Annotated in this window: 16 protein-coding genes; 2 read left to right on the top strand and 14 right to left on the bottom strand. The window is 63.2% G+C overall.

The features are described 5' to 3' along the window. The first annotated feature begins 233 nt into the window (after window positions 1–233). Both AC2IR1_RS04710 and AC2IR1_RS04705 read left to right on the top strand, forming a co-directional pair. Window positions 234–734 (top strand): hypothetical protein, encoded by a 501-nt coding sequence (locus tag AC2IR1_RS04710; RefSeq protein WP_486475123.1) that lies wholly within the window; start codon window positions 234–236, stop codon window positions 732–734. 59 nt (window positions 735–793) lie between these two features. After that, window positions 794–988: a hypothetical protein gene (locus tag AC2IR1_RS04705; protein WP_486475122.1), complete on the top strand. Its 195-nt coding sequence runs from the start codon at window positions 794–796 to the stop codon at window positions 986–988. A 334-nt stretch (window positions 989–1,322) separates the two neighbouring features. Here the strand turns inward: AC2IR1_RS04705 and AC2IR1_RS04700 are convergent, their stop codons facing one another. The 14 genes from AC2IR1_RS04700 to rpoB all read right to left on the bottom strand — a co-directional run bounded on the left by AC2IR1_RS04700 (window position 1,323) and on the right by rpoB (window position 20,456). After that, window positions 1,323–2,087, bottom strand: coding sequence for an SDR family NAD(P)-dependent oxidoreductase (locus AC2IR1_RS04700; RefSeq protein ID WP_486475121.1), 765 nt, complete (start codon window positions 2,085–2,087; stop codon window positions 1,323–1,325). Window positions 2,088–2,208: 121 nt separating this feature from the next. Beyond that, window positions 2,209–2,889, bottom strand: coding sequence for a spermidine synthase (locus AC2IR1_RS04695; protein ID WP_486475120.1), 681 nt, complete (start codon window positions 2,887–2,889; stop codon window positions 2,209–2,211). A 120-nt stretch (window positions 2,890–3,009) separates the two neighbouring features. Continuing rightward, window positions 3,010–3,306, bottom strand: coding sequence for a 50S ribosomal protein L23 (locus tag AC2IR1_RS04690; RefSeq protein WP_486475119.1), 297 nt, complete (start codon window positions 3,304–3,306; stop codon window positions 3,010–3,012). Next, the gene (gene rplD, locus AC2IR1_RS04685) at window positions 3,303–3,920 is read right to left on the bottom strand and encodes a 50S ribosomal protein L4 (RefSeq protein WP_486475118.1); all 618 of its coding nucleotides are present in this window, start codon (window positions 3,918–3,920) and stop codon (window positions 3,303–3,305) included. The genes AC2IR1_RS04690 and rplD overlap by 4 nt, the downstream gene beginning before the upstream one ends. After that, entirely contained in the window at window positions 3,917–4,642 is a 726-nt protein-coding gene (gene rplC, locus AC2IR1_RS04680) for a 50S ribosomal protein L3 (protein WP_486475117.1), read from the bottom strand. The genes rplD and rplC overlap by 4 nt, the downstream gene beginning before the upstream one ends. A gap of 14 nt (window positions 4,643–4,656) precedes the next feature. After that, window positions 4,657–4,962 carry a 30S ribosomal protein S10 gene (gene rpsJ, locus AC2IR1_RS04675; RefSeq protein WP_010137465.1) on the bottom strand — a complete coding sequence of 102 codons (306 nt, stop codon included), beginning with the start codon at window positions 4,960–4,962 and terminating at the stop codon, window positions 4,657–4,659. A gap of 244 nt (window positions 4,963–5,206) precedes the next feature. Next, window positions 5,207–6,382: an elongation factor Tu gene (tuf, locus tag AC2IR1_RS04670; protein ID WP_486475099.1), complete on the bottom strand. Its 1,176-nt coding sequence runs from the start codon at window positions 6,380–6,382 to the stop codon at window positions 5,207–5,209. 82 nt (window positions 6,383–6,464) lie between these two features. Then, complete coding sequence (gene fusA, locus AC2IR1_RS04665) at window positions 6,465–8,588, bottom strand: elongation factor G (protein WP_486475116.1); 2,124 nt, start codon at window positions 8,586–8,588, stop codon at window positions 6,465–6,467. A gap of 23 nt (window positions 8,589–8,611) precedes the next feature. Beyond that, window positions 8,612–9,082, bottom strand: a complete 471-nt coding sequence (rpsG, locus tag AC2IR1_RS04660; protein ID WP_486475115.1) for a 30S ribosomal protein S7 — start codon at window positions 9,080–9,082, stop codon at window positions 8,612–8,614. Between the two features lie 12 nt (window positions 9,083–9,094). Next, complete coding sequence (rpsL, locus tag AC2IR1_RS04655) at window positions 9,095–9,466, bottom strand: 30S ribosomal protein S12 (protein WP_486475114.1); 372 nt, start codon at window positions 9,464–9,466, stop codon at window positions 9,095–9,097. Window positions 9,467–10,053: 587 nt separating this feature from the next. After that, window positions 10,054–10,887, bottom strand: a complete 834-nt coding sequence (locus tag AC2IR1_RS04650; protein WP_486475113.1) for a glycosyltransferase — start codon at window positions 10,885–10,887, stop codon at window positions 10,054–10,056. Beyond that, on the bottom strand, window positions 10,884–11,789 hold the full coding sequence (locus AC2IR1_RS04645) for a DMT family transporter (RefSeq protein ID WP_486475112.1): 906 nt from the start codon (window positions 11,787–11,789) through the stop codon (window positions 10,884–10,886). Before AC2IR1_RS04645 ends, AC2IR1_RS04650 begins: the two co-directional genes overlap by 4 nt. A 200-nt stretch (window positions 11,790–11,989) precedes the next feature. Continuing rightward, window positions 11,990–16,213, bottom strand: a complete 4,224-nt coding sequence (gene rpoC, locus AC2IR1_RS04640) for a DNA-directed RNA polymerase subunit beta' (protein WP_486475111.1) — start codon at window positions 16,211–16,213, stop codon at window positions 11,990–11,992. A 106-nt stretch (window positions 16,214–16,319) separates the two neighbouring features. Continuing rightward, on the bottom strand, window positions 16,320–20,456 hold the full coding sequence (gene rpoB, locus AC2IR1_RS04635; protein WP_486475110.1) for a DNA-directed RNA polymerase subunit beta: 4,137 nt from the start codon (window positions 20,454–20,456) through the stop codon (window positions 16,320–16,322). Window positions 20,457–20,617: the final 161 nt, after the last annotated feature.

The raw sequence follows: 20,617 nt of genomic DNA, 5'->3' as shown, positions 1-20,617 counted from the left end.
CCGGGCGGTTGGAAGTGCCGCCGCTGACAGACTACCCGGTGTTACAGGGCCCCGAAGGTCCCCAGGCGTCAAACACCCGAAGGCCCCGGAGCGAATCCGGGGCCGTCAGGATTGGGCGCGTATAGCAAGGTGGGGGTGGGGTGGCAAGGGGTGTGGGGAGGAGTGACCAACCTTGCGCGACGCATTCTTCACTGGCAGCATGGCCCTTCATTTCATCAGGGCGCACGATCCTCATGCCATTTGTTTCTGACCTTCCAATTGACGGCAGTTTGAGCACAAAGGTCACAGGACGCGAGAATGCTCTGGAGGCCGAGTTTCGTGTCCCGATTGGCCATGATCCGGAACTGAACCTCCAGTATAGCTTGGTCGTCTCGCTAACGGCACTCCCAGCGCAACACTTCGGAGAGGGCGCTGCAGAAGTTTCGTTCGAGGTCCTTGCGATCGGCGACGGAAACCCCATTTACTATGCTAATGGATCACAAACTAAGCCGTTCTTATCAGAGCAGCACATCCGTGACGACGTTCTGTCCTTGGTCGCAGCTTTGGTTGATATAATCTTGAAGCAACGTAAGCCGTTGTCCGTTCACATGAGTACCAAAGAGCGGGACACGCCAAATAAAGCTCTTGTAAAGTATTCGAGCGTATCTGCGGCTATACGCGGCGCGGGCTACCGCGGCGGCAGGACCGAGGGCTACGACGGGTTTGACATGTGGATGTTTATCCGCGAAGCATAGGAACTAGTTGAGTTGCACTTCGTTGAGTCGTGTAACGACCTCCAGAGGAGGACTGAGACATGAATGAAGCTCCACTGAACCGCGAACAGCAGATCGAATTTATGCGCAACGCAGCAAAGCGTCGCGAACTTCGTCATGAAGGCTGGAACGCAGATGCGAAGTTCAAAGAGGTTCTACGTGAGCCCGTTAAGGTTCGCGACCATGCAAGCACCCACAGCTACACCCAGCAATTTGTGCCCCTGAAGTCTGCATGATGGGCCAAACAAACACGTAAGGCCGGGCTTTTGTCCGGCTTTTTGTTGCAGTCCTACATGACGCAGAGAAGTGAAGCCTCAGCTCCACAGCCGACAAGCCCACTAGAACTTGGATTGCCTCCCTATTCGAGGTGTTCACGGACTGACTATCGCGCAGGGGGTCAAGCCCCTCACCGCCCCTTCCGCACCCCCGTCCACACGGTATGCCGCGACCCGCGCTTGGTTCGCCCGAACAAAGCGCCAGACCACCGCGCGCTGCCCGGCTACCTCCCCCACCAAACAAAAAGCCCCCCGCCTTCCGGCGAGGGGCCAAGGTCTACCAGCCAAACGGACCTCAGACCGACACGGCACCGCCGCCGCCGTCGATCCGGTAGTACGCCCCGGTGATGAAGCTGGCGCGGTCGCTGGCGAGGAAGAGCATCAGGTCCGCGATCTCGTCCGCTTCCGCATAGCGGCCGAGCGGCACCGAGCTTTCGAAGGTCTTGCGCGGATCCACTGCGCCGTTCTTCGTGGCGCGTTCCTCGATCGAGCGCATCATCTGGGTGTCCACACCCGAGGGGCAGACCGCGTTGACGCGGATGTTGAAGGGCGCCGCTTCCAGTGCCACCGACTTGTTGATGCCGATCACCGCGTGCTTGGAGGCGACATAGGCGCTCATCCCCGGGGCGCCCAGAAGGCCACCGTTGGAGGCCGTGTTGACGATCGCGCCGCCCTCCTGCGTCTTCATCTGCGCCACCACGTGCTTCAGGCCCATGGCCACGCCCACGACGTTGATGTTCAGGACATTGGTGTAGTTCTCGACCGTCTGATCCTCGATGTTCTTGAATTCGCCGTTGATCCCGGCGTTGTTCACGAAGACGTCGATGCGGCCGTATTTCTCTACCGTTGCATCCACGAAGGCCTTCACATCCGCCTCATTCGCGACATTGGCCGTCAGCAGCAGCGCGCCCTCCAGGTCCGCAGCCGACTTTTCCAACGCCTCCATCTTCAGATCGACGAGAGCCAGCTTCGCGCCTTCGGATGCAAATTTGCGTGCAGCGGCAATGCCGATGCCCCCTGCCGCGCCGGTGATCAGGACCACCTTGTCCTTGAATTCCATCGGAAACCTCCATTTTTCCAGGGGCCAAGCCCCCTGCGAAACAGATGTACACCCGACGCCCGCGCACCAAAATGTGCACAATTGAACACCGTACTGCGCAGTCAGGGCCGAAGAGAGCAGATTACCGCCCCTTCCGGACCCCCGTCCAGACCGTATGCCGCGAGCCGCGTTTGGTCCGCCCTGCCCTCACCCCCTGCTCCTGCACGTCGAAATTCGCCCGGGCAAAGCGCTTGGTGAAAGGATGGCTGGGATGCGCCGACCAGACCGCAAGGACGCCCTGGGGTGTCAGCGCCCTGTGGGCCAGGCCCAGCCCGGCATCGCCATAGAGCACATCGTTCCCGTCCCGCGTCAGCCCGTCCGGCCCGTTGTCCACGTCCAGCAGGATCATGTCCCAGTGGCCCGTCACCGAGGCGATCTCCGCCGCGACGTCGCCGGCGCGCAGCTCGACCCGCGGGTCCGACAGGCAGTCGCCGAAGACCGGGGCCATCTCGGCCCGCGCCCAGCCGATCAGCTCCGGCACGACCTCCGACACCACGATCTGCGCATCCGACGGCGCCAGCTCCTGCGCGGCGCGCAGGGTGAAGCCGAGGCCCAGCCCGCCAATCAGGATGCGCGGCGCGGGGCGGGGCTTCAGACGGTCGAAGGAGAGGGTCGCGAGCGCGATCTCCGACCCGCCGAGGCGGGAGTTCATCAGCTCGTTCCCGTCGCCCAGGCGGATGGAATATTCCGTGCCGCGCCGGAACAGGCGCAGGATGTCGCCCTCGGGCGCTTGGGTCGTGGCCAGGAGTTCCCAGGGGATCATTGCCGCCTCCGTTGGCTAGGGCAGTGGGGCCGCAGGGCCCGCATGGAAAAGGCCCCCCGCCTTGCGGCGAGGGGCCCTGTCTGTCGTAGAGCGGGGTTCACCCCGCCGCCCACGCAACGATCACAGACCGGTGGTCACGTCGATCGTGTTGCCCTCTTCGAGGGTCACGTAGGCCTTCTTGACGTCCTTCCGCTTGCCCAGCTGGCCGCGGAACCGCTTGACCTTGCCCTTGGTGACGGTCGTGTTCACGGCCTTCACCTTGACATTGAAGAGAGCCTCGACGGCTTCCTTGATCTGCGGCTTGTTGGCGTCGATCGACACTTCGAAGACAACGGCATTGGCTTCGGAAGCCATGGTTGCCTTCTCGGTGATGACCGGCTTGCGGATCACGTCGTAATGTTCTGCCTTGGCACTCATTTCAGGCGAGCCTCCAGAGCTTCGACACCCGCCTTCGTGATCACCAGGGTGTCACGCTTCAGGATGTCGTACACGTTTGCACCGATCGTCGGCAGGATATCCAGACCGTCGATGTTGGCGGCGGCACGGGCGAAGCCTTCATTGACGGCGGCGCCGTCGATGATCAGCGCACGCTTCCAGCCCAGGTTTGCAACCTGCTTGGCCAGGGAAGCGGTCTTGCCGTCGGCCTCTGCCGTGTCGATGATGACCAGCGAACCGGCCTTCGCCTTGGCGGAGAGCGCGTGCATCAGGCCCAGCTTGCGGAATTTCTTCGGCAGGTCGTGGGCGTGGCTGCGGGGCGTCGGGCCCTTGTAGATACCACCCTTGCGGAAGATCGGCGCCTTGCGGGAGCCGTGGCGTGCGCCGCCGGTGCCCTTCTGGCGATAGATCTTCTTGGTCGAGTAGGACACTTCCGACTTGGTCAGCACCTTGTGGGTGCCGGCCTGCGCCTTGTTACGCTGCCAGCGGACAACGCGGTGCAGGATGTCGGCGCGAGGCTCGAGGCCGAAGATCTCGTCACCGAGATCCACGGAACCGGCCGCGGAGCCGTCCAGTTTGATCACGTCGAGTTTCATTCGTCGCCTTCCTTCTGCTCAGCCGCGGGCGCTTCGACAGCGGCGGCGGTTTTCAGAGCTGCCGGCAGAACGGCATTCTCGGGGAACGGCTTCTTCACGGCGTCCTTGACGGTGACCCAGCCACCCTTGGAGCCGGGAACTGCGCCCTTGATGAAGACCAGGCCGCGCTCTGCGTCGGTCTTGACGACCTGCAGGTTCTGCGTGGTCACGCGGACGGCACCCATGTGGCCTGCCATCTTCTTGCCCTTGAACACCTTGCCCGGGTCCTGACACTGGCCGGTGGAGCCGTGCGAACGGTGGGAGATGGACACGCCGTGGGTGGCGCGCAGGCCGCCGAAGTTGTGGCGCTTCATGCCACCGGCGAAACCTTTACCGATCGAGGTGCCGGAGACGTCGACGAACTGACCGGCGAAGTAGTGGTCGGCGGAGATTTCCGCGCCAACTTCGATCAGGTTCTCGGGGTCCACGCGGAACTCTGCAACCTTGCGCTTGGGTTCCACGTTCGCGGCTGCGAAGTGGCCACGCATGGCCTGGGAGGTGCGCTTTGCCTTGGCAGTGCCGGCGCCCAGCTGGACAGCGGTGTAGCCATTGGCGTCTGCGGTGCGTTGTGCGACGACCTGCAGCTTGTCCAGCTGAAGAACGGTCACGGGGATCTGCTTGCCGTCTTCCATGAAGAGACGGGTCATGCCGACCTTTTTAGCGATGATACCGGAACGGAGCATCAGTTGGACCCTCCTTAAACCTTGATCTCGACGTCGACACCGGCAGCCAGGTCGAGCTTCATCAGCGCGTCCACGGTCTGGGGAGTCGGGTCAACGATGTCGAGCAGACGCTTGTGCGTACGGATCTCGAACTGGTCGCGCGACTTCTTGTCGACGTGCGGACCACGGAGAACCGTGAACTTCTCGATCTTGTTGGGCAGCGGGATCGGGCCACGGACGGTCGCGCCGGTGCGCTTCGCCGTGTTCAGGATTTCCTGCGTGCTGGAATCCAGGACGCGGTAATCAAATGCCTTCAGCCGGATGCGAATGGTTTGGCTCATTGTGTCAGCCTTTCGCGGCGTAGGAGTTGATAGGACGAACAGGGCTCACCCCTGTCCCTCGTCGAACCCATCGGCGGACCCTGCAGAACAGGGCGGCCCGCCGTTTGGAATTGGCGCGGCATAATCGGTTCCGGACAGTCTGTCCAGAGGGATTCTGCCTTTCGGAAGCCGGTAAGAGAGACGGCGGGGTTTCCCCCGCCGTTTCAACCGGTTGCCGGGGTGGCCAGGCCACCCCGAAAGATCATCAGGCGATGACCTTGGAGACGACGCCGGAGCCGACGGTGCGGCCACCTTCGCGGATTGCGAAGCGCAGGCCGTCTTCCATCGCGATCGGCGCGATCAGTTCAACGTCGAACTTCAGGTTGTCGCCGGGCATGACCATCTCGGTGCCCTCGGGCAGGGTCACGGTGCCGGTGACGTCCGTGGTACGGAAGTAGAACTGCGGACGGTAGTTGGCGAAGAACGGAGTGTGACGACCGCCTTCTTCCTTGGTCAGGATGTAGACTTCGCACTCGAACTTGGTGTGCGGCTTCACCGAACCCGGCTTGCAGAGAACCTGGCCGCGCTCGACCTTTTCACGGTCGATGCCGCGCAGCAGGGCGCCGATGTTGTCGCCGGCTTCGCCGCGGTCCAGCAGCTTGCGGAACATTTCGACACCGGTGCAGGTGGTCTTCTGCGTGTCCTTGATGCCGACGATTTCCAGTTCGTCGCCGACGTTCACGACGCCACGCTCGACACGGCCGGTCACAACGGTACCGCGGCCGGAGATCGAGAAGACGTCTTCGATCGGCATCAGGAAGGGCTGGTCAACCGCACGGGCCGGCTGCGGGATGTACTCATCCACGGCCGCCATCAGTTCGCGGATCTTGTTCTCGCCGATTTCCGGATCACGGCCTTCCATGGCCGCCAGCGCGGAACCCGCGATGATCGGAATATCGTCGCCCGGGAAGTCGTATTCGGACAGCAGTTCGCGAACTTCCATCTCGACGAGCTCCAGCAGCTCCTCGTCGTCGACCTGGTCGACCTTGTTCAGGAAGACGACCATGGCGGGGATACCCACCTGACGGCCGAGCAGGATGTGCTCGCGGGTCTGCGGCATCGGGCCGTCAGCGGCGTTCACCACCAGGATCGCGCCGTCCATCTGGGCGGCACCGGTGATCATGTTCTTCACGTAGTCGGCGTGGCCGGGGCAGTCGACGTGCGCGTAGTGACGGTTCTCGGTCTCATATTCCACGTGCGCGGTGGAGATGGTGATCCCGCGGGCCTTCTCTTCGGGCGCGCCGTCGATCTGGTCGTAGGCACGGAAGTCACCGAAGTACTTCGTGATTGCCGCCGTCAGCGTCGTCTTGCCGTGGTCAACGTGACCGATCGTGCCGATGTTGCAGTGCGGTTTGCCGCGCTCAAACTTTTCCTTTGCCATGATGGCCTCCTAGTCTTTTCGGGTGGCGGGGTGAACCCCGCCCTACGGTTGTGGGTAGGGCGGGGTTCACCCCGCCGCCCCCTTATGCGTATTTCGCCTGGATCTCTTCCGAGATGTTCTGCGGGACCGGATCGTAGTGGTCGAACTGCATCGTGAACTGCGCGCGGCCCGAGGACATGGAACGCAGGTTGTTGATGTAGCCGAACATGTTGGCCAGCGGAACGAAGGCGGCGATGGCGACCGCGTTGCCGCGGGGCTCCTGGCCGGAGACCTGACCACGACGGGAGGTCAGATCGCCGATGATGCCGCCGGTGTATTCTTCCGGGGTGATCACTTCGACCTTCATCATCGGTTCCAGCAGCTTGGCGCCAGCCTTGCGCATACCTTCACGCATGCACATCCGGGCGGCGATTTCGAAGGCCAGGACCGAGGAGTCCACATCGTGGAACTTACCGTCGATCAGCGCGACCTTGAAGTCGATCACCGGGAAGCCTGCCAGCGGGCCGGAGTCCATGACGGACTTGATGCCCTTTTCGACGCCGGGGATGTATTCCTTCGGCACCGCACCACCGACGATCTTGGACTCGAAGGAGTAACCTTCGCCGGCCTCGGTCGGGGTGATGACCAGCTTGACTTCAGCGAACTGACCCGAACCACCCGACTGCTTCTTGTGGGTGTAGGAGTGCTCCACCTCGTGACCGATGGTCTCGCGGTAGGCCACCTGCGGGGCGCCGATGTTGGCTTCGACCTTGAATTCGCGCTTCAGACGGTCGACCAGGATGTCCAGGTGAAGTTCGCCCATGCCCTTCATGATGGTCTGACCGGACTCGAGGTCGGTTTCGACGCGGAAGGAGGGATCTTCTGCCGCAAGGCGCTGCAGGCCCTGGGACATCTTTTCCTGGTCGTTCTTGGTCTTCGGTTCGACCGCGATCTCGATCACCGGATCCGGGAAGGTCATGGTTTCCAGCACGACCGGAGCGTTCTGCGCGCAGAGCGTGTCACCGGTGGTGGTTTCCTTCAGACCCGCCAGGGCGATGATGTCGCCGGCGAATGCCTCGTCGATCTCTTCACGATCGTTCGAGTGCATCATCATCATACGACCAACGCGTTCTTTCTTGCCTTTGGTCGAGTTCAGGATGCTGTCGCCCCTCTTCATCACGCCGGAGTAGATCCGGGTGAAGGTCAGGGAGCCGACGAACGGGTCGTTCATGATCTTGAAGGCCAGGCCGGAGAGCGGCTCTTCGTCCGATGCGTGACGGGCGATGTTACGCTCTTCGGTCTCATCGTCCGGCGAGAAGCCCATGTAGGGCGGCACGTCGAGCGGACCGGGCAGGAAGTCGATCACGGCGTTCAGCAGGGGCTGCACGCCCTTGTTCTTGAACGCGGAACCGCCCAGGACGGGCACGAAGGTCAGCGACAGCGTGCCCTGGCGGATCAGCTTCCGCAGGGTCGGCACGTCGGGCTCTTCGCCTTCCAGGTAGGCTTCCATGGCGTCGTCGTCCATTTCGACGGCGTTCTCGATCATGTTGGCGCGCCATTCGTCGGCCAGATCTTTCAGCTCGTCACGGATCGGTTGACGGACCCAGCCAGCGCCGAGGTCGTCGCCCTTCCAGACCCACTCTTCCATGGTGATCAGGTCGATCGTGCCTTCCAGCTGATCCTCTGCACCGATCGGCATGCCGATCGGAACCGGGGTCGCGCCGGTGCGGTCCTTGATCATCTTCACGCAGTTGAAGAAGTCGGCACCGATCTTGTCCATCTTGTTGACGAAGACGATGCGCGGAACCTTGTAGCGGTCAGCCTGACGCCACACGGTTTCGGTCTGCGGTTCGACGCCGGCGTTACCGTCCAGCAGGCAGACGGCACCGTCGAGCACGGCCAGGGAACGTTCCACTTCGATGGTGAAGTCGACGTGGCCGGGGGTGTCGATGATGTTGAAGCGGAACTTCGTGTCATCGGTGCCCTCGGGGGTCGGATCTTCCTGCCACTGCCAGAAGGTCGTGGTGGCAGCCGAGGTGATCGTGATCCCGCGTTCCTGCTCCTGCTCCATCCAGTCCATGGTGGCGGCGCCGTCGTGGACTTCGCCGATCTTGTGCGAACGGCCGGTGTAGTAAAGGATACGCTCGGTCGTGGTGGTCTTGCCGGCATCGATGTGCGCCATGATGCCGAAGTTGCGGTAGCGAGTGAGCGGATATGCGCGTGCCATAATGGGCCTCTGCCTTTCTGGAATTACCAGCGGTAATGGCTGAACGCTTTGTTAGCGTCGGCCATCTTGTGGGTGTCTTCGCGTTTCTTCACGGCGGAACCGCGCGAGTTCACAGCATCCAGAAGTTCGCCTGCCAGGCGCTCTTCCATGGTGTTCTCGTTGCGCGAGCGGGACGCGTTGATCAGCCAGCGGATGGCCAGAGCTTCGCGGCGCTCGGGGCGGACTTCGACGGGCACCTGGTAGGTGGCACCACCCACACGACGGGAGCGAACCTCGACGGAGGGTTTGATGTTGTCCAGCGCTTCGTGGAAGATTTCCACGGGCGCGCGCTTGACCTTGGCTTCGATACGGTCGAGCGCGTTGTAGACGATTTTCTCGGCGGCAGATTTCTTGCCGTCGATCATCAGGTTGTTCATGAACTTGGTCAGGACGCGATCGCCATATTTGGCGTCGGGCAGGACTTCGCGCTTCTCGGCAGCGTGACGACGGGACATTCTCTAATCCTCTTACTTAGGCCGCTTCGCGCCGTACTTGGAGCGACGCTGTTTACGGTCTTTGACGCCATGGGTATCCAGCACACCGCGCAGGATGTGGTAGCGAACGCCCGGAAGGTCTTTCACACGGCCGCCACGGATCAGGACAACGGAGTGTTCCTGAAGGTTGTGGGATTCACCGGGAATGTAGGAAATGACCTCGTAGCCGTTGGTCAGGCGCACCTTCGCAACTTTCCGCATAGCGGAGTTCGGCTTCTTCGGGGTCGTGGTGTACACGCGGGTGCAGACGCCACGCTTCTGCGGGCACTGTTCCAGGTGTTGGGACTTCGAACGTTTCACTTTCGGCTGCCGCGGCTTGCGGATCAGCTGCTGGATCGTAGGCATAGGGTTATTTTCCCATCTCTAACACATGTGTTGCATGAGGGGGCCGTTTCCCCATGCGAGTTCATAAACGTGGTCCTCGACGCGTCCGCCGGGACCGGGTGATCATTTTCCCGCCGAGGCAGGAATGCTTTTTCGGGGTTCGGCCCCGACGTCTCGTTGGGCGCTCGGCCCCGGGTTAGGAGGCGATGTGCGCGCAACGTAAAAAACCGCATCCGACCCCACGTACACGGGGATCGACGCGGTGGGTTTTCCAGAGGATCGGGGATCTCTCCCGGATCTTGACCACTTCGTACCTGGAAGGCAAAGGGGCGGCCCCCTCGCCTGATTGCTGGCGCGTATAGGGGGAGTCGGAGGGGTTGTCAACAATGGGTGAAGGCGAAGCGCCTTTCCCGCAAGGTCCTGTGCCGCCTCCGGCAATGCTCCGCCCGCCATCGCGGCGGAGCTTCAGGGCGGCACTCCGACGCCCCTTTACCGGGTCTTCGACCGGGACCCAACCCGCCATCCTCGGGGAACCGGACGGAAACGTCGGGATCTCCCGCAGGGATGCCCTGCCCGCCCCCCCCGGGGCGGTCAGAAGGACGACCGGCTCAGGCGGACTGCAGGAAGCTCTGCCAGCTGGCCTTCAGCCTGTCCGCCTGCAGGCCGAAACGCTCCTGCAACAGCGCCTCCACCCCCGGTCCGCCCCGGCTGAGCGTTCCAAGCACCCGGCGCGACACCCGGCTGTCGTTGGCGTGATGTGCGCCGCGCAGGAACATCGCCGGTTTGGGCAGGGTCAGGGAGGGGATCCGGCTCCAGACCCGCTTGTGGTTGAAATTCTGGATCGACCGGGTCGACCGCGGGGCACAGAAGACGACCAGCGCCGGCGCCCAGAAATCCGCCTGCACGGGGCTCAGGGTCAGGCCATCCCCCTGCGCATCCACCGCGATGCCACCGTTGAAATCCAGCGCCGCGCGCTTGCCCTCCCGCCAGATCGGGCGCAGGTGGTCGAAACGCGCCCGCGCCTGGGCGATGAAGTCCGGTGCCAGCCCATCGTCATCGTCGATGGTGAACTCCCCCACCGCGCGGGCCTCGGGATCGCGGGCGGCACGCATCGGCACCCCGCAGGCCTCCAGATGGGGCAGCCCTTCGGGCAGGGCCATGGCGCGGATCTGCGGCACATCCGCCACCAGCGCCCGCAGGCGGCCCGCCCAGGGCTCCGGCAGGGCCTCTCCGTAGATCAGCAGCACGGTGAAATCGGGATCGGTCTGCGCCTTCAGCGTCGGCAGGCAGAGCGTTTCGAAGAACCAGAACCGCAGGGCCAGCCGCGCCGGATCGTAAAGCCGCGCCCGGTTCGCCGCGAGATCGCCCAGCACCTCGTCAAAGCCGTCTCCGCCCGTGGGGTAGGAAAAGCGGCACAGGCCCAGCATCTGGATCCGGCTCATGGCTGCGTCGATACCTCCGGCAGGTCTTTCGGGGTGCGCGGGCTGACGCCCAGCTTGCGTTCACGGTAGAGCATGAACAGCCCCGACGCCACGACGATTGCGGATCCCACCAGGGTCAGCGGATCGGGCCATTCGCCGAACAGGACCAGCCCCAGCACCAGCGCGTAAAGCAGCGCCGCGTAGCGGAAGGGGGAAACGAAGGCGACCTCGCCCAGGCGCATGGCGCGGATGATCAGCAGGTAGGATCCCAGCACCAGGGCAGAGACGCAGGGCAGCAGCAGCAGCGCCCCGCCCCCGGGCATCACCCAGGCGGTATCGGCGCCCAGCACCAGGTAGGTCCCGGTGACGAAGAGCGAGGTGAAAAGGGTCACCGTCATCGACGGCACCCTGGCCGACAGCCCCCGCGTGCTGAGATCGCGCAGCACCACGAAGAGGATCGAGATCAGGGCATAAAGCGCATAGAGGTCGATCCCCTCGGTCGTGGGCCGCAGGATCAGCAGCACGCCCAGGAATCCCACCAGGATGGCCGAGAGCCGGCGCCAGCCCACCCCTTCGCCCAGGAAGAGCGCGGCCCCCAGGGTCACCGCGAAGGGAGAGGCCTGCAGGATCGCGGTCAGCGTGGCAAAGGGCATGTTGACCAGCGCCGCAAGGTAGAAGACGGCCGCGCCCGCCTCCCCCACCGCGCGCAGCAGCACCAGCGCCCAGTCGCGGCGCGACAGGGAGAAGGCCCCGGGCCGGCGCAGCAGCACCAGCGCCAGCACGGCACAGATGACGGCGTTGCGTATCACGATGATCTGCGGCAGCGGCATCTCCTGCGCAAGGGCCTTGATCGCGCTGTCGTTCAGTGACAGCAGCGCCAGCGAGGCCATCATCAGCAGCGCGGCCTTGAAATTGTCGGTCATGAGACGGCTCCGGATTGTTGGCTGACCAATGACCCGGCTGCGCTGCAAAAGCAATCCTGCCCCACGCCCTGCCGCAACGTCCTGCCCCCGCCCCTGCCCCCACACAGGCGCAGGAACATGCGGCGTCTGTCACAGCGGACCGCAAACGAAAAAGGCCCCCGAAACCGGGGGCCTTCCTCAGATCATGTGACCGGGTGGTCTCAGTCCCGGTTTTCCGGGGTTTCGACCAAGTCGCTGTCCGTCGCGGCGGCCGGGGCTGCCAGGGCGGCGGCCTGTTCGGCCTCCTCGCGGCGGGCTTCCAGCACGACGTTGTCGCGCGCACCGGCGATGGAGCGCACACGGGCCGTCGCACCGCCGGTCCCGGCGGGGATCAGGCGACCCACGATGACGTTTTCCTTCAGGCCGACCAGCTTGTCGCGCTTGCCCTGAACCGAGGCTTCGGTCAGCACGCGGGTGGTCTCCTGGAAGGAGGCGGCAGAGATGAACGAACGGGTCTGCAGCGACGCCTTGGTGATCCCCAGGAGGATCGGCTGGCCGCTCGCCGGACGCAGGCCCTTGGCTTCCGCCTTGGCATTCGCCTCGTCGAACTCGACCTTGTCGACATGCTCGCCCTTCAGCAGCGTGGTCTGGCCGCTGTCGAGGATCTCCCACTTCTGCAGCATCTGGCGAACGATGACCTCGACGTGCTTGTCGTTGATCTTCACGCCCTGCAGTCGGTAGACGTCCTGCACTTCGTCGATCATGTAGTTCGCCAGCGCTTCGACACCCATGATGGCCAGGATGTCATGCGGCGCCGGGTTGCCGTCCATGATGTAGTCGCCCTTCTGAACGAAGTCGCCTTCGGTGACGGGGATGTGCTTGCCCTTGGGCACCATGTATTCCACGGGCTCCAGGCTCTCATCCGCCGGCTCGATCGTGATGCGGCGCTTGTTCTTGTAGTCGCGACCGAAGCGAACGTAGCCGTCGATCTCGGCGATGATGGCGTGGTCCTTCGGACGACGCGCTTCGAAGAGTTCGGCCACACGCGGCAGACCACCGGTAATGTCCTTCGTCTTCGCGCCTTCACGCGGGATACGCGCGACGACGTCACCGGCCTTGATCTCCTGGCCGTCTTCGACGGACAGGATGGCATCCACGGACATCGGGTAGCTGACGGGGTTGCCCGCGTCGTTCCGCATCGGTTCGCCGTCCTCGTCGATCACGAAGATCTCCGGCTTCAGCTCGTTGCCCTTCGGCGCGGTGCGCCAGTCGGTCACGATCTTCTGCGTCATGCCGGTGGCATCGTCGGTCTCGTCACGCACGGAGATACCGGTGATCAGGTCCGTCAGACGGGCCTTACCGGACTTCTCGGCGATGATCGGCAGGGTATAGGGGTCCCATTCGAACATCTTGTCGCCGCGCTTGATCTCCTGGCCATCCTTGACGAACAGCTTGGTACCGTAGCCCAGCTTGTGGCTGGCGCGTTCCTCGCCGTGCTCGTCCATGACCCGCAGCTTCATGTTGCGGCCCATGATCAGGATCTCGCCGTTGGCGTTCTCCAGCAGGTTGGCGTTCTCGAACTCGACGATACCGTCGGTGGAGCTTTCCATGAAGGACTGCTGACCACCCTGGGCAACGCCGCCGATGTGGAAGGTCCGCATCGTCAGCTGGGTGCCGGGTTCACCGATCGACTGTGCCGCGATGATGCCGACGGCCTCACCGATGTTGACCTGCGTACCGCGGGCTAGGTCACGACCGTAGCAGGCCGCGCAGACGCCGTCCTCGGCTTCACAGGTCAGCGGCGAGCGGATGCGCATGGACTGCACGTTGGCGTCCTGGATCGAATCCGCCATCCGTTCGTCGATCAGCTGACCCTGCTTGACCAAGATCTCATCGGTGCCGGGGCGCAGCACGTCATCGGCCGCGACACGGCCCAGGATGCGCTCGCCGATCGTCGCGACGATTTCACCGTCGTTGATCGCGTTGCCCACGGTGATCGCGCGGTCGGTGCCGCAGTCGGGCTCACGCACGATGCAGTCCTGGGCCACGTCCACCAGACGACGGGTCAGGTAACCCGAGTTCGCGGTCTTCAGCGCGGTATCCGACAGACCCTTACGGGCGCCGTGGGTCGAGTTGAAGTATTCAAGAACGGTCAGACCTTCCTTGAAGTTCGAGATGATCGGCGTCTCGATGATGTCGCCGTTCGGCTTCGCCATCAGGCCGCGCATCCCGCCCAGCTGCTTCATCTGCGTGACAGAACCACGGGCACCGGAGTGCGCCATCATGTAGACCGAGTTGATCTCGCCTTCCGCGCCGTTTTCATCGCGCGGCACGGCCGAGATGGTCGACATCATCGCCTCGGTGACCTTGTCGTTGCACTTCGACCAGGCATCGACAACCTTGTTGTACTTTTCGCCCTGGGTGATCAGGCCGTCCATGTACTGCTGTTCGAAGTCCTTCACCTGGTCACGGGTCTCTTCGACGATGTCCCACTTGTTGTCGGGGATCACCATGTCGTCCTTGCCGAAGGAGATCCCTGCCTTGAAGGCCTCCTTGAAGCCCATGGACATGATCTGGTCACAGAAGATGACCGACTCCTTCTGACCGCAGTAGCGGTAGACGGTGTCGATGACCCGCTGAACGTCCTTCTTCCGCAGCAGCGTGTTCACCAGCTCGAAGGGAGCCTTGGCGTTCATCGGCAGCAGGGCGCCCAGACGGACACGGCCGGGGGTGGTTTCGAAGCGCTTGTAGACTTCGTTGCCTTCCTCGTCGATCTGCAGGATCCGCGCGGTGATCTTGGCGTGCAGGTGCACTTCGCCGGTGTCCAGCGCGTACTGGACCTCGTCGATGGAGGAGAAGGTCATGCCTTCGCCCTTCATCCCCTCACGCTCCATGGAGGTGTAGTAGAGGCCAAGCACCATATCCTGCGACGGAACGATGATCGGTGCGCCGTTGGCGGGCGACAGAACGTTGTTCGTCGACATCATCAGGACGCGCGCTTCCAGCTGTGCTTCCAGCGACAGCGGGACGTGCACGGCCATCTGGTCACCGTCGAAGTCGGCGTTGAAGGCCGAGCAGACCAGCGGGTGCAGCTGGATCGCCTTGCCTTCGATCAGCGTGGGTTCGAACGCCTGGATGCCCAGACGGTGCAGCGTGGGCGCACGGTTCAGCAGAACCGGGTGCTCACGGATGACCTCATCCAGGATATCCCAGACCTCGGGACGCTCTTTTTCGACCAGCTTCTTCGCCTGCTTCACGGTGCTGGAAAGGCCCTTGGCCTCCAGCCGCGAGTAGATGAAGGGCTTGAACAGTTCGAGCGCCATCTTCTTGGGCAGGCCGCACTGGTGCAGCTTCAGTTCCGGACCGGTCACGATGACCGAACGGCCGGAGAAGTCGACGCGCTTGCCCAGAAGGTTCTGACGGAAACGACCGTGCTTACCCTTCAGCATGTCCGACAGCGACTTCAGCGGACGCTTGTTGGCGCCGGTGATGACGCGGCCGCGACGGCCGTTGTCGAAGAGCGCATCGACGGATTCCTGCAGCATACGCTTTTCGTTACGCACGATGATGTCGGGCGCACGCAGGTCGATCAGACGCTTCAGACGGTTGTTCCGGTTGATCACGCGGCGGTACAGGTCGTTCAGGTCGGAGGTCGCGAAGCGGCCACCGTCCAGCGGCACCAGCGGGCGCAGTTCCGGCGGAATGACCGGGATCACGGTCATGATCATCCACTCCGGGCGGTTGCCGGATTCCAGGAAGGATTCCACGACCTTCAGGCGCTTGATGATCTTCTTGGGCTTCAGTTCGCCGGTGGCCTCGGCCAGGTCCGCACGCAGGGTCTCTGCCTCGGATTCCAGGTCGATGTTGGCCAGCATTTTCCGGATCGCTTCCGCACCGATATCCGCCTCGAAGGCGTCGGCACCGAAGGTGTCCTGGGCGTCCATGAACTCTTCTTCGCTCATCATCTGACCATAGGTCAGATCCGTCAGACCGGGTTCGATCACGACGTAGTTTTCGAAGTAGAGCACGCGTTCCAGGTCACGCAGCGTCATGTCCAGCATCAGGCCGATGCGGGACGGCAGCGATTTCAGGAACCAGATGTGCGCAACGGGCGCGGCCAGCTCGATGTGGCCCATGCGTTCGCGGCGGACCTTCTGCAGCGTGACTTCGACGCCGCATTTTTCGCAGACGACGCCGCGGTACTTCATCCGCTTGTACTTGCCGCAAAGGCACTCGTAATCCTTGATCGGGCCAAAGATACGCGCGCAGAACAGGCCATCCCGCTCCGGCTTGTAGGTACGGTAGTTGATGGTTTCCGGCTTCTTGATCTCGCCGTAGGACCACGAAAGGATCCGCTCCGGCGACGCCAGCGAGACCTTGATCTCGTCGAAGGCCTTCGGCGGCGTGAGCGGGTTGAACGGGTTGTTCGTCAGTTCCTGGTTCATGTGTCTTTCCTCATAGAGGGAGCATTGGAGAGGGGGAGAGCGGCAGGGTAAGGCGGGGTGAACCCCGCCCTACGTAGGGCGGGATTTATCCCGCCGTCCGAACCGCTTATTCCTCGTCCTCCGCGTCCAGGAGTTCCATGTTCAGGCCGAGGCCGCGGACTTCTTTCACCAGAACGTTGAAGCTCTCGGGAACGCCCGCTTCGAAGTTGTCCTCGCCCTTGACGATGCTTTCGTAGACCTTGGTCCGGCCAGCCACGTCGTCCGACTTCACGGTCAGCATTTCCTGCAGGGTGTAGGCGGCGCCATAGGCTTCCAGGGCCCAGACTTCCATTTCCCCGAAACGCTGGCCACCGAACTGCGCCTTACCACCCAGCGGCTGCTGCGTGACGAGGGAGTACGGGCCAGTGGAACGTGCGTGGATCTTGTCGTCGACCAGGTGGTGCAGCTTCAGCATGTACTTCATGCCGACGGTGACCTTGCGGGAGAACTTCTCGCCGGTGCGGCCATCGAACAGCTCGGACTGACCCGAGGTGTCGAAGCCCGCGCGACGCAGACGTTCGTCGATGTCCGCTTCCTTCGCGCCGTCGAAGACCGGGGTCGCGATCGGCACGCCACGGGTGACGTTGCCTGCCGCTTCCAGCAGCATGTCCTCGTCCATGCCTTCGATGCCCTCTTCGTAGACATCGTCGCCATAGGCCAGGCGCATCGCTTCACGCACCGGGGTCAGGTCGCCGGAACGACGGTAATCCTGCAGCGCATCGTCCACCTTCAGGCCCAGGCCACGGCAGGCCCAGCCGGTGTGCGTTTCCAGGATCTGACCGACGTTCATACGCGACGGCACGCCCAGCGGGTTCAGACAGAAGTCGACGGGGGTACCGTCTGCCAGGAACGGCATGTCTTCCATCGGCACCACGCGCGACACGACACCCTTGTTGCCGTGACGGCCCGCCATCTTGTCGCCCGGCTGCAGCTTGCGCTTCACCGCGATGAACACCTTGACCATCTTCATGACGCCCGGCGGCAGGTCGTCGCCACGGCGGACCTTCTCGACCTTGTCCTCGAAACGGGCGTCCAGGGCGCGCTTCTGCGCCTCGTACTGCTCGTTCAGGGCCTCGACGATCTGGGCCTCCTTGTCGTCTTCCAGCGCCAGCTGCCACCACTGGCCACGGCTCAGCGAACCCAGCAGCTCCTCGGTGATCTCGGATCCCGCCTTGACGCCCTTCGGGCCCTTCACGGCGGTCTTGCCCAGGATCATGTCCTTCAGACGCGCGTAGATGTTGCGGTCCAGGATCAGCAGCTCGTCGTCACGGTCGCGCGACAGGCGTTCGACTTCTTCCCGCTCGATCTGGAGGGCACGTTCGTCCTTCTCCACGCCGTGACGGTTGAAGACGCGCACTTCCACGACGGTCCCGTAATCGCCCGGCTTCACGCGCAGCGAGGTGTCGCGCACGTCCGAAGCCTTCTCGCCGAAGATGGCGCGCAGAAGCTTTTCTTCCGGCGTCATCGGGCTTTCGCCCTTCGGAGTGATCTTGCCGACCAGGATGTCGCCCGGCTCCACGTCCGCACCGATGTAGACGATGCCCGCTTCGTCGAGGTTGCGCAGGGCTTCCTCGCCGACGTTGGGGATGTCGCGGGTGATCTCTTCCGGCCCGAGCTTCGTGTCACGTGCCGCGACTTCGAATTCCTCGATGTGGATCGAGGTATAGACGTCGTCCCGCGCGATGCGTTCGGAGATCAGGATGGAGTCTTCGTAGTTGTAGCCGTTCCAGGGCATGAAGGCGACGACGATGTTCTTGCCGAGCGCCAGTTCACCCATGTCGGTGGACGGGCCGTCGGCGATCACCTCGCCCTTCGAAACCTTGTCACCCACCTTCACCAGCGGACGCTGGTTGATGCAGGTGTTCTGGTTCGAACGCTGGAACTTGCGCATCCGGTAGATGTCCACGCCCGCGTCGCCCAGCTCCAGATCGGAGGTGGCACGGATCACGATACGCTGGGCATCGACCTGGTCGATGATGCCGGCCCGCTTGGCCTGGATCGCAGCACCGGAGTCGATGGCGACCTTGCCTTCGATACCCGTGCCCACGACGGGCGCTTCCGCACGCAGAAGCGGCACGGCCTGACGCTGCATGTTCGCCCCCATCAGGGCGCGGTTAGCATCGTCGTTTTCCAGGTAGGGGATCAGCGAGGCACCGACGGAGACCAGCTGCTTCGGCGAAACGTCGATCAGGTCGACGGCTTCGGTCGGGGTCAGCGTGTATTCACCGGCCTGGCGGGTGTTGACCATCTCGTTGGTGAACTTGCCCTCGGCGTCCAGCGATGCGTTGGCCTGAGCCACCACGTGACGCTGTTCCTCGGTCGCGGACATGTAGTGCACCTCGTCGGTGACCTGCTTGTCCTTCACCACCCGGTAGGGGGTTTCGATGAAGCCGTACTTGTTCACCCGGGCGAAGGTCGCCAGCGAGTTGATCAGACCGATGTTCGGGCCTTCCGGCGTTTCAATCGGGCACATCCGGCCATAGTGCGTGGCGTGAACGTCGCGCACTTCGAAGCCTGCGCGTTCGCGGGTCAGACCGCCCGGTCCAAGCGCCGACAGACGACGCTTGTGCGTCACCTCAGAGAGCGGGTTGGTCTGGTCCATGAACTGCGACAGCTGCGAGGAGCCGAAGAATTCGCGGACGGCAGCGGCCGCCGGCTTGGCGTTGATCAGGTCCTGCGGCATCACCGTGTCGATCTCGACGGAGGACATGCGTTCCTTGATCGCACGTTCCATCCGCAGCAGGCCGACGCGGTACTGGTTTTCCATCAGTTCGCCGACGGAACGCACACGACGGTTGCCGAGGTGGTCGATGTCGTCGATCTCGCCACGGCCGTCACGCAGGTCCACCAGGGCCTTGATGCAGGCCACGATGTCCTCGCGGTCCAGGGTCCGCTGGGTGTCGGGCTTGTCCAGCGCCAGGCGCATGTTCATCTTCACCCGGCCCACGGCGGACAGGTCGTAACGCTCGCTGTCGAAGAACAGGGTGTCGAACAGGGCGGAGGCAGCCTCGACGGTCGGCGGTTCACCCGGGCGCATGACGCGGTAGATGTCCATGAGCGCGCTTTCGCGGTTCATGTTCTTGTCCATCGCCATGGTGTTGCGCATGTAGGCGCCGACGGTGACGTTGTCGATGTCCAGGACGGGGATCTCGGTGATGCCGGCGTCCAGCAGCTCCTTCAGGGTGCCGCCCAGCGGCTCGCCGTCCTTGTCGTATTCGACGGTCAGCTCGTCACCGGCTTCCACGTAGATGGCGCCGGTTTCCTCGTTGATGATGTCGCGGGCCACGAACTTGCCGACGATGCGGTCGTAGGGCACCAGCAGGCTCGTCACGGTGCCTTCGTCGATCAGCTTCTTGACGGCGCGCGGGGTCACCTTCTTGCCGGCCTCGGCAATGATCTCGCCGCTGTCGGCATCGACCAGGTCGTAGGTCGGACGGGTGCCGCGCACACGCTCGGGGAAGAACTTGGTCACCCAGCCCTGGCCCCGGCGGTAGGTGTAGTCGACCGTGTTGTAATACGCGTCCATGATCGCTTCCTGGTCGAGGCCCAGGGCGTACAGGAGCGTGGTGACCGGCAGCTTGCGGCGACGGTCGATACGGGCATAGACGTTGTCCTTGGCGTCGAACTCGAAGTCCAGCCAGGAGCCACGGTACGGAATGATCCGGCAGGCGAACAGCAGCTTGCCCGAGGAGTGGGTCTTGCCCTTGTCATGGTCGAAGAACACGCCGGGCGAACGGTGCATCTGGGACACGATGACACGTTCGGTGCCGTTCACGATGAACGTCCCGTTCGGGGTCATCAGGGGCATGTCGCCCATGAAGACGTCCTGTTCCTTGATGTCCTTGACGGACTTGTTGCCGGTGTCCTCGTCGATATCGAAGACGATCAGGCGCAGGGTGACCTTCAGGGGCGCGCTGTAGGTCATGTCGCGCTGCATGCATTCTTCGGTGTCGTACTTCGGCTTTTCCAGCTCGTACTTCACGAATTCCAGCACGGCCGTCTCGTTGAAATCCTTGATCGGGAAGACCGACTGGAAGACGCCCTTGATGCCCTCGCCGTCTGCGGGGTCGGGCTGGTCGCCGGATTTCAGGAACAGTTCGTAGGAAGACTTCTGAACCTCGATGAGGTTCGGCATTTCAAGGACTTCGCGAATCTTGCCGTAGTATTTGCGAAGACGTTTCTGACCAAGGTAGGTCTGAGCCATGACTGACGTCACCTTTCGTTTCTCAAGCGGGTGAAGATACCGTCGGGGCCTCCCGGTACCACACCCTTTCGAAACAGGGGGTTCTGATCAATGCCTGGCCACCTGCCCAATGGTGGCCTCCCGATCGCTGAACCGCGCCTTGGGGAGGGCTTGCCACTCAA

It is taken from the genome of Pseudooceanicola sp. NS-SX8, from assembly GCF_057380755.1.
Note: the sequence above shows the minus strand (reverse complement) of the source record. Positions and strands in the feature narration are given on the sequence as shown.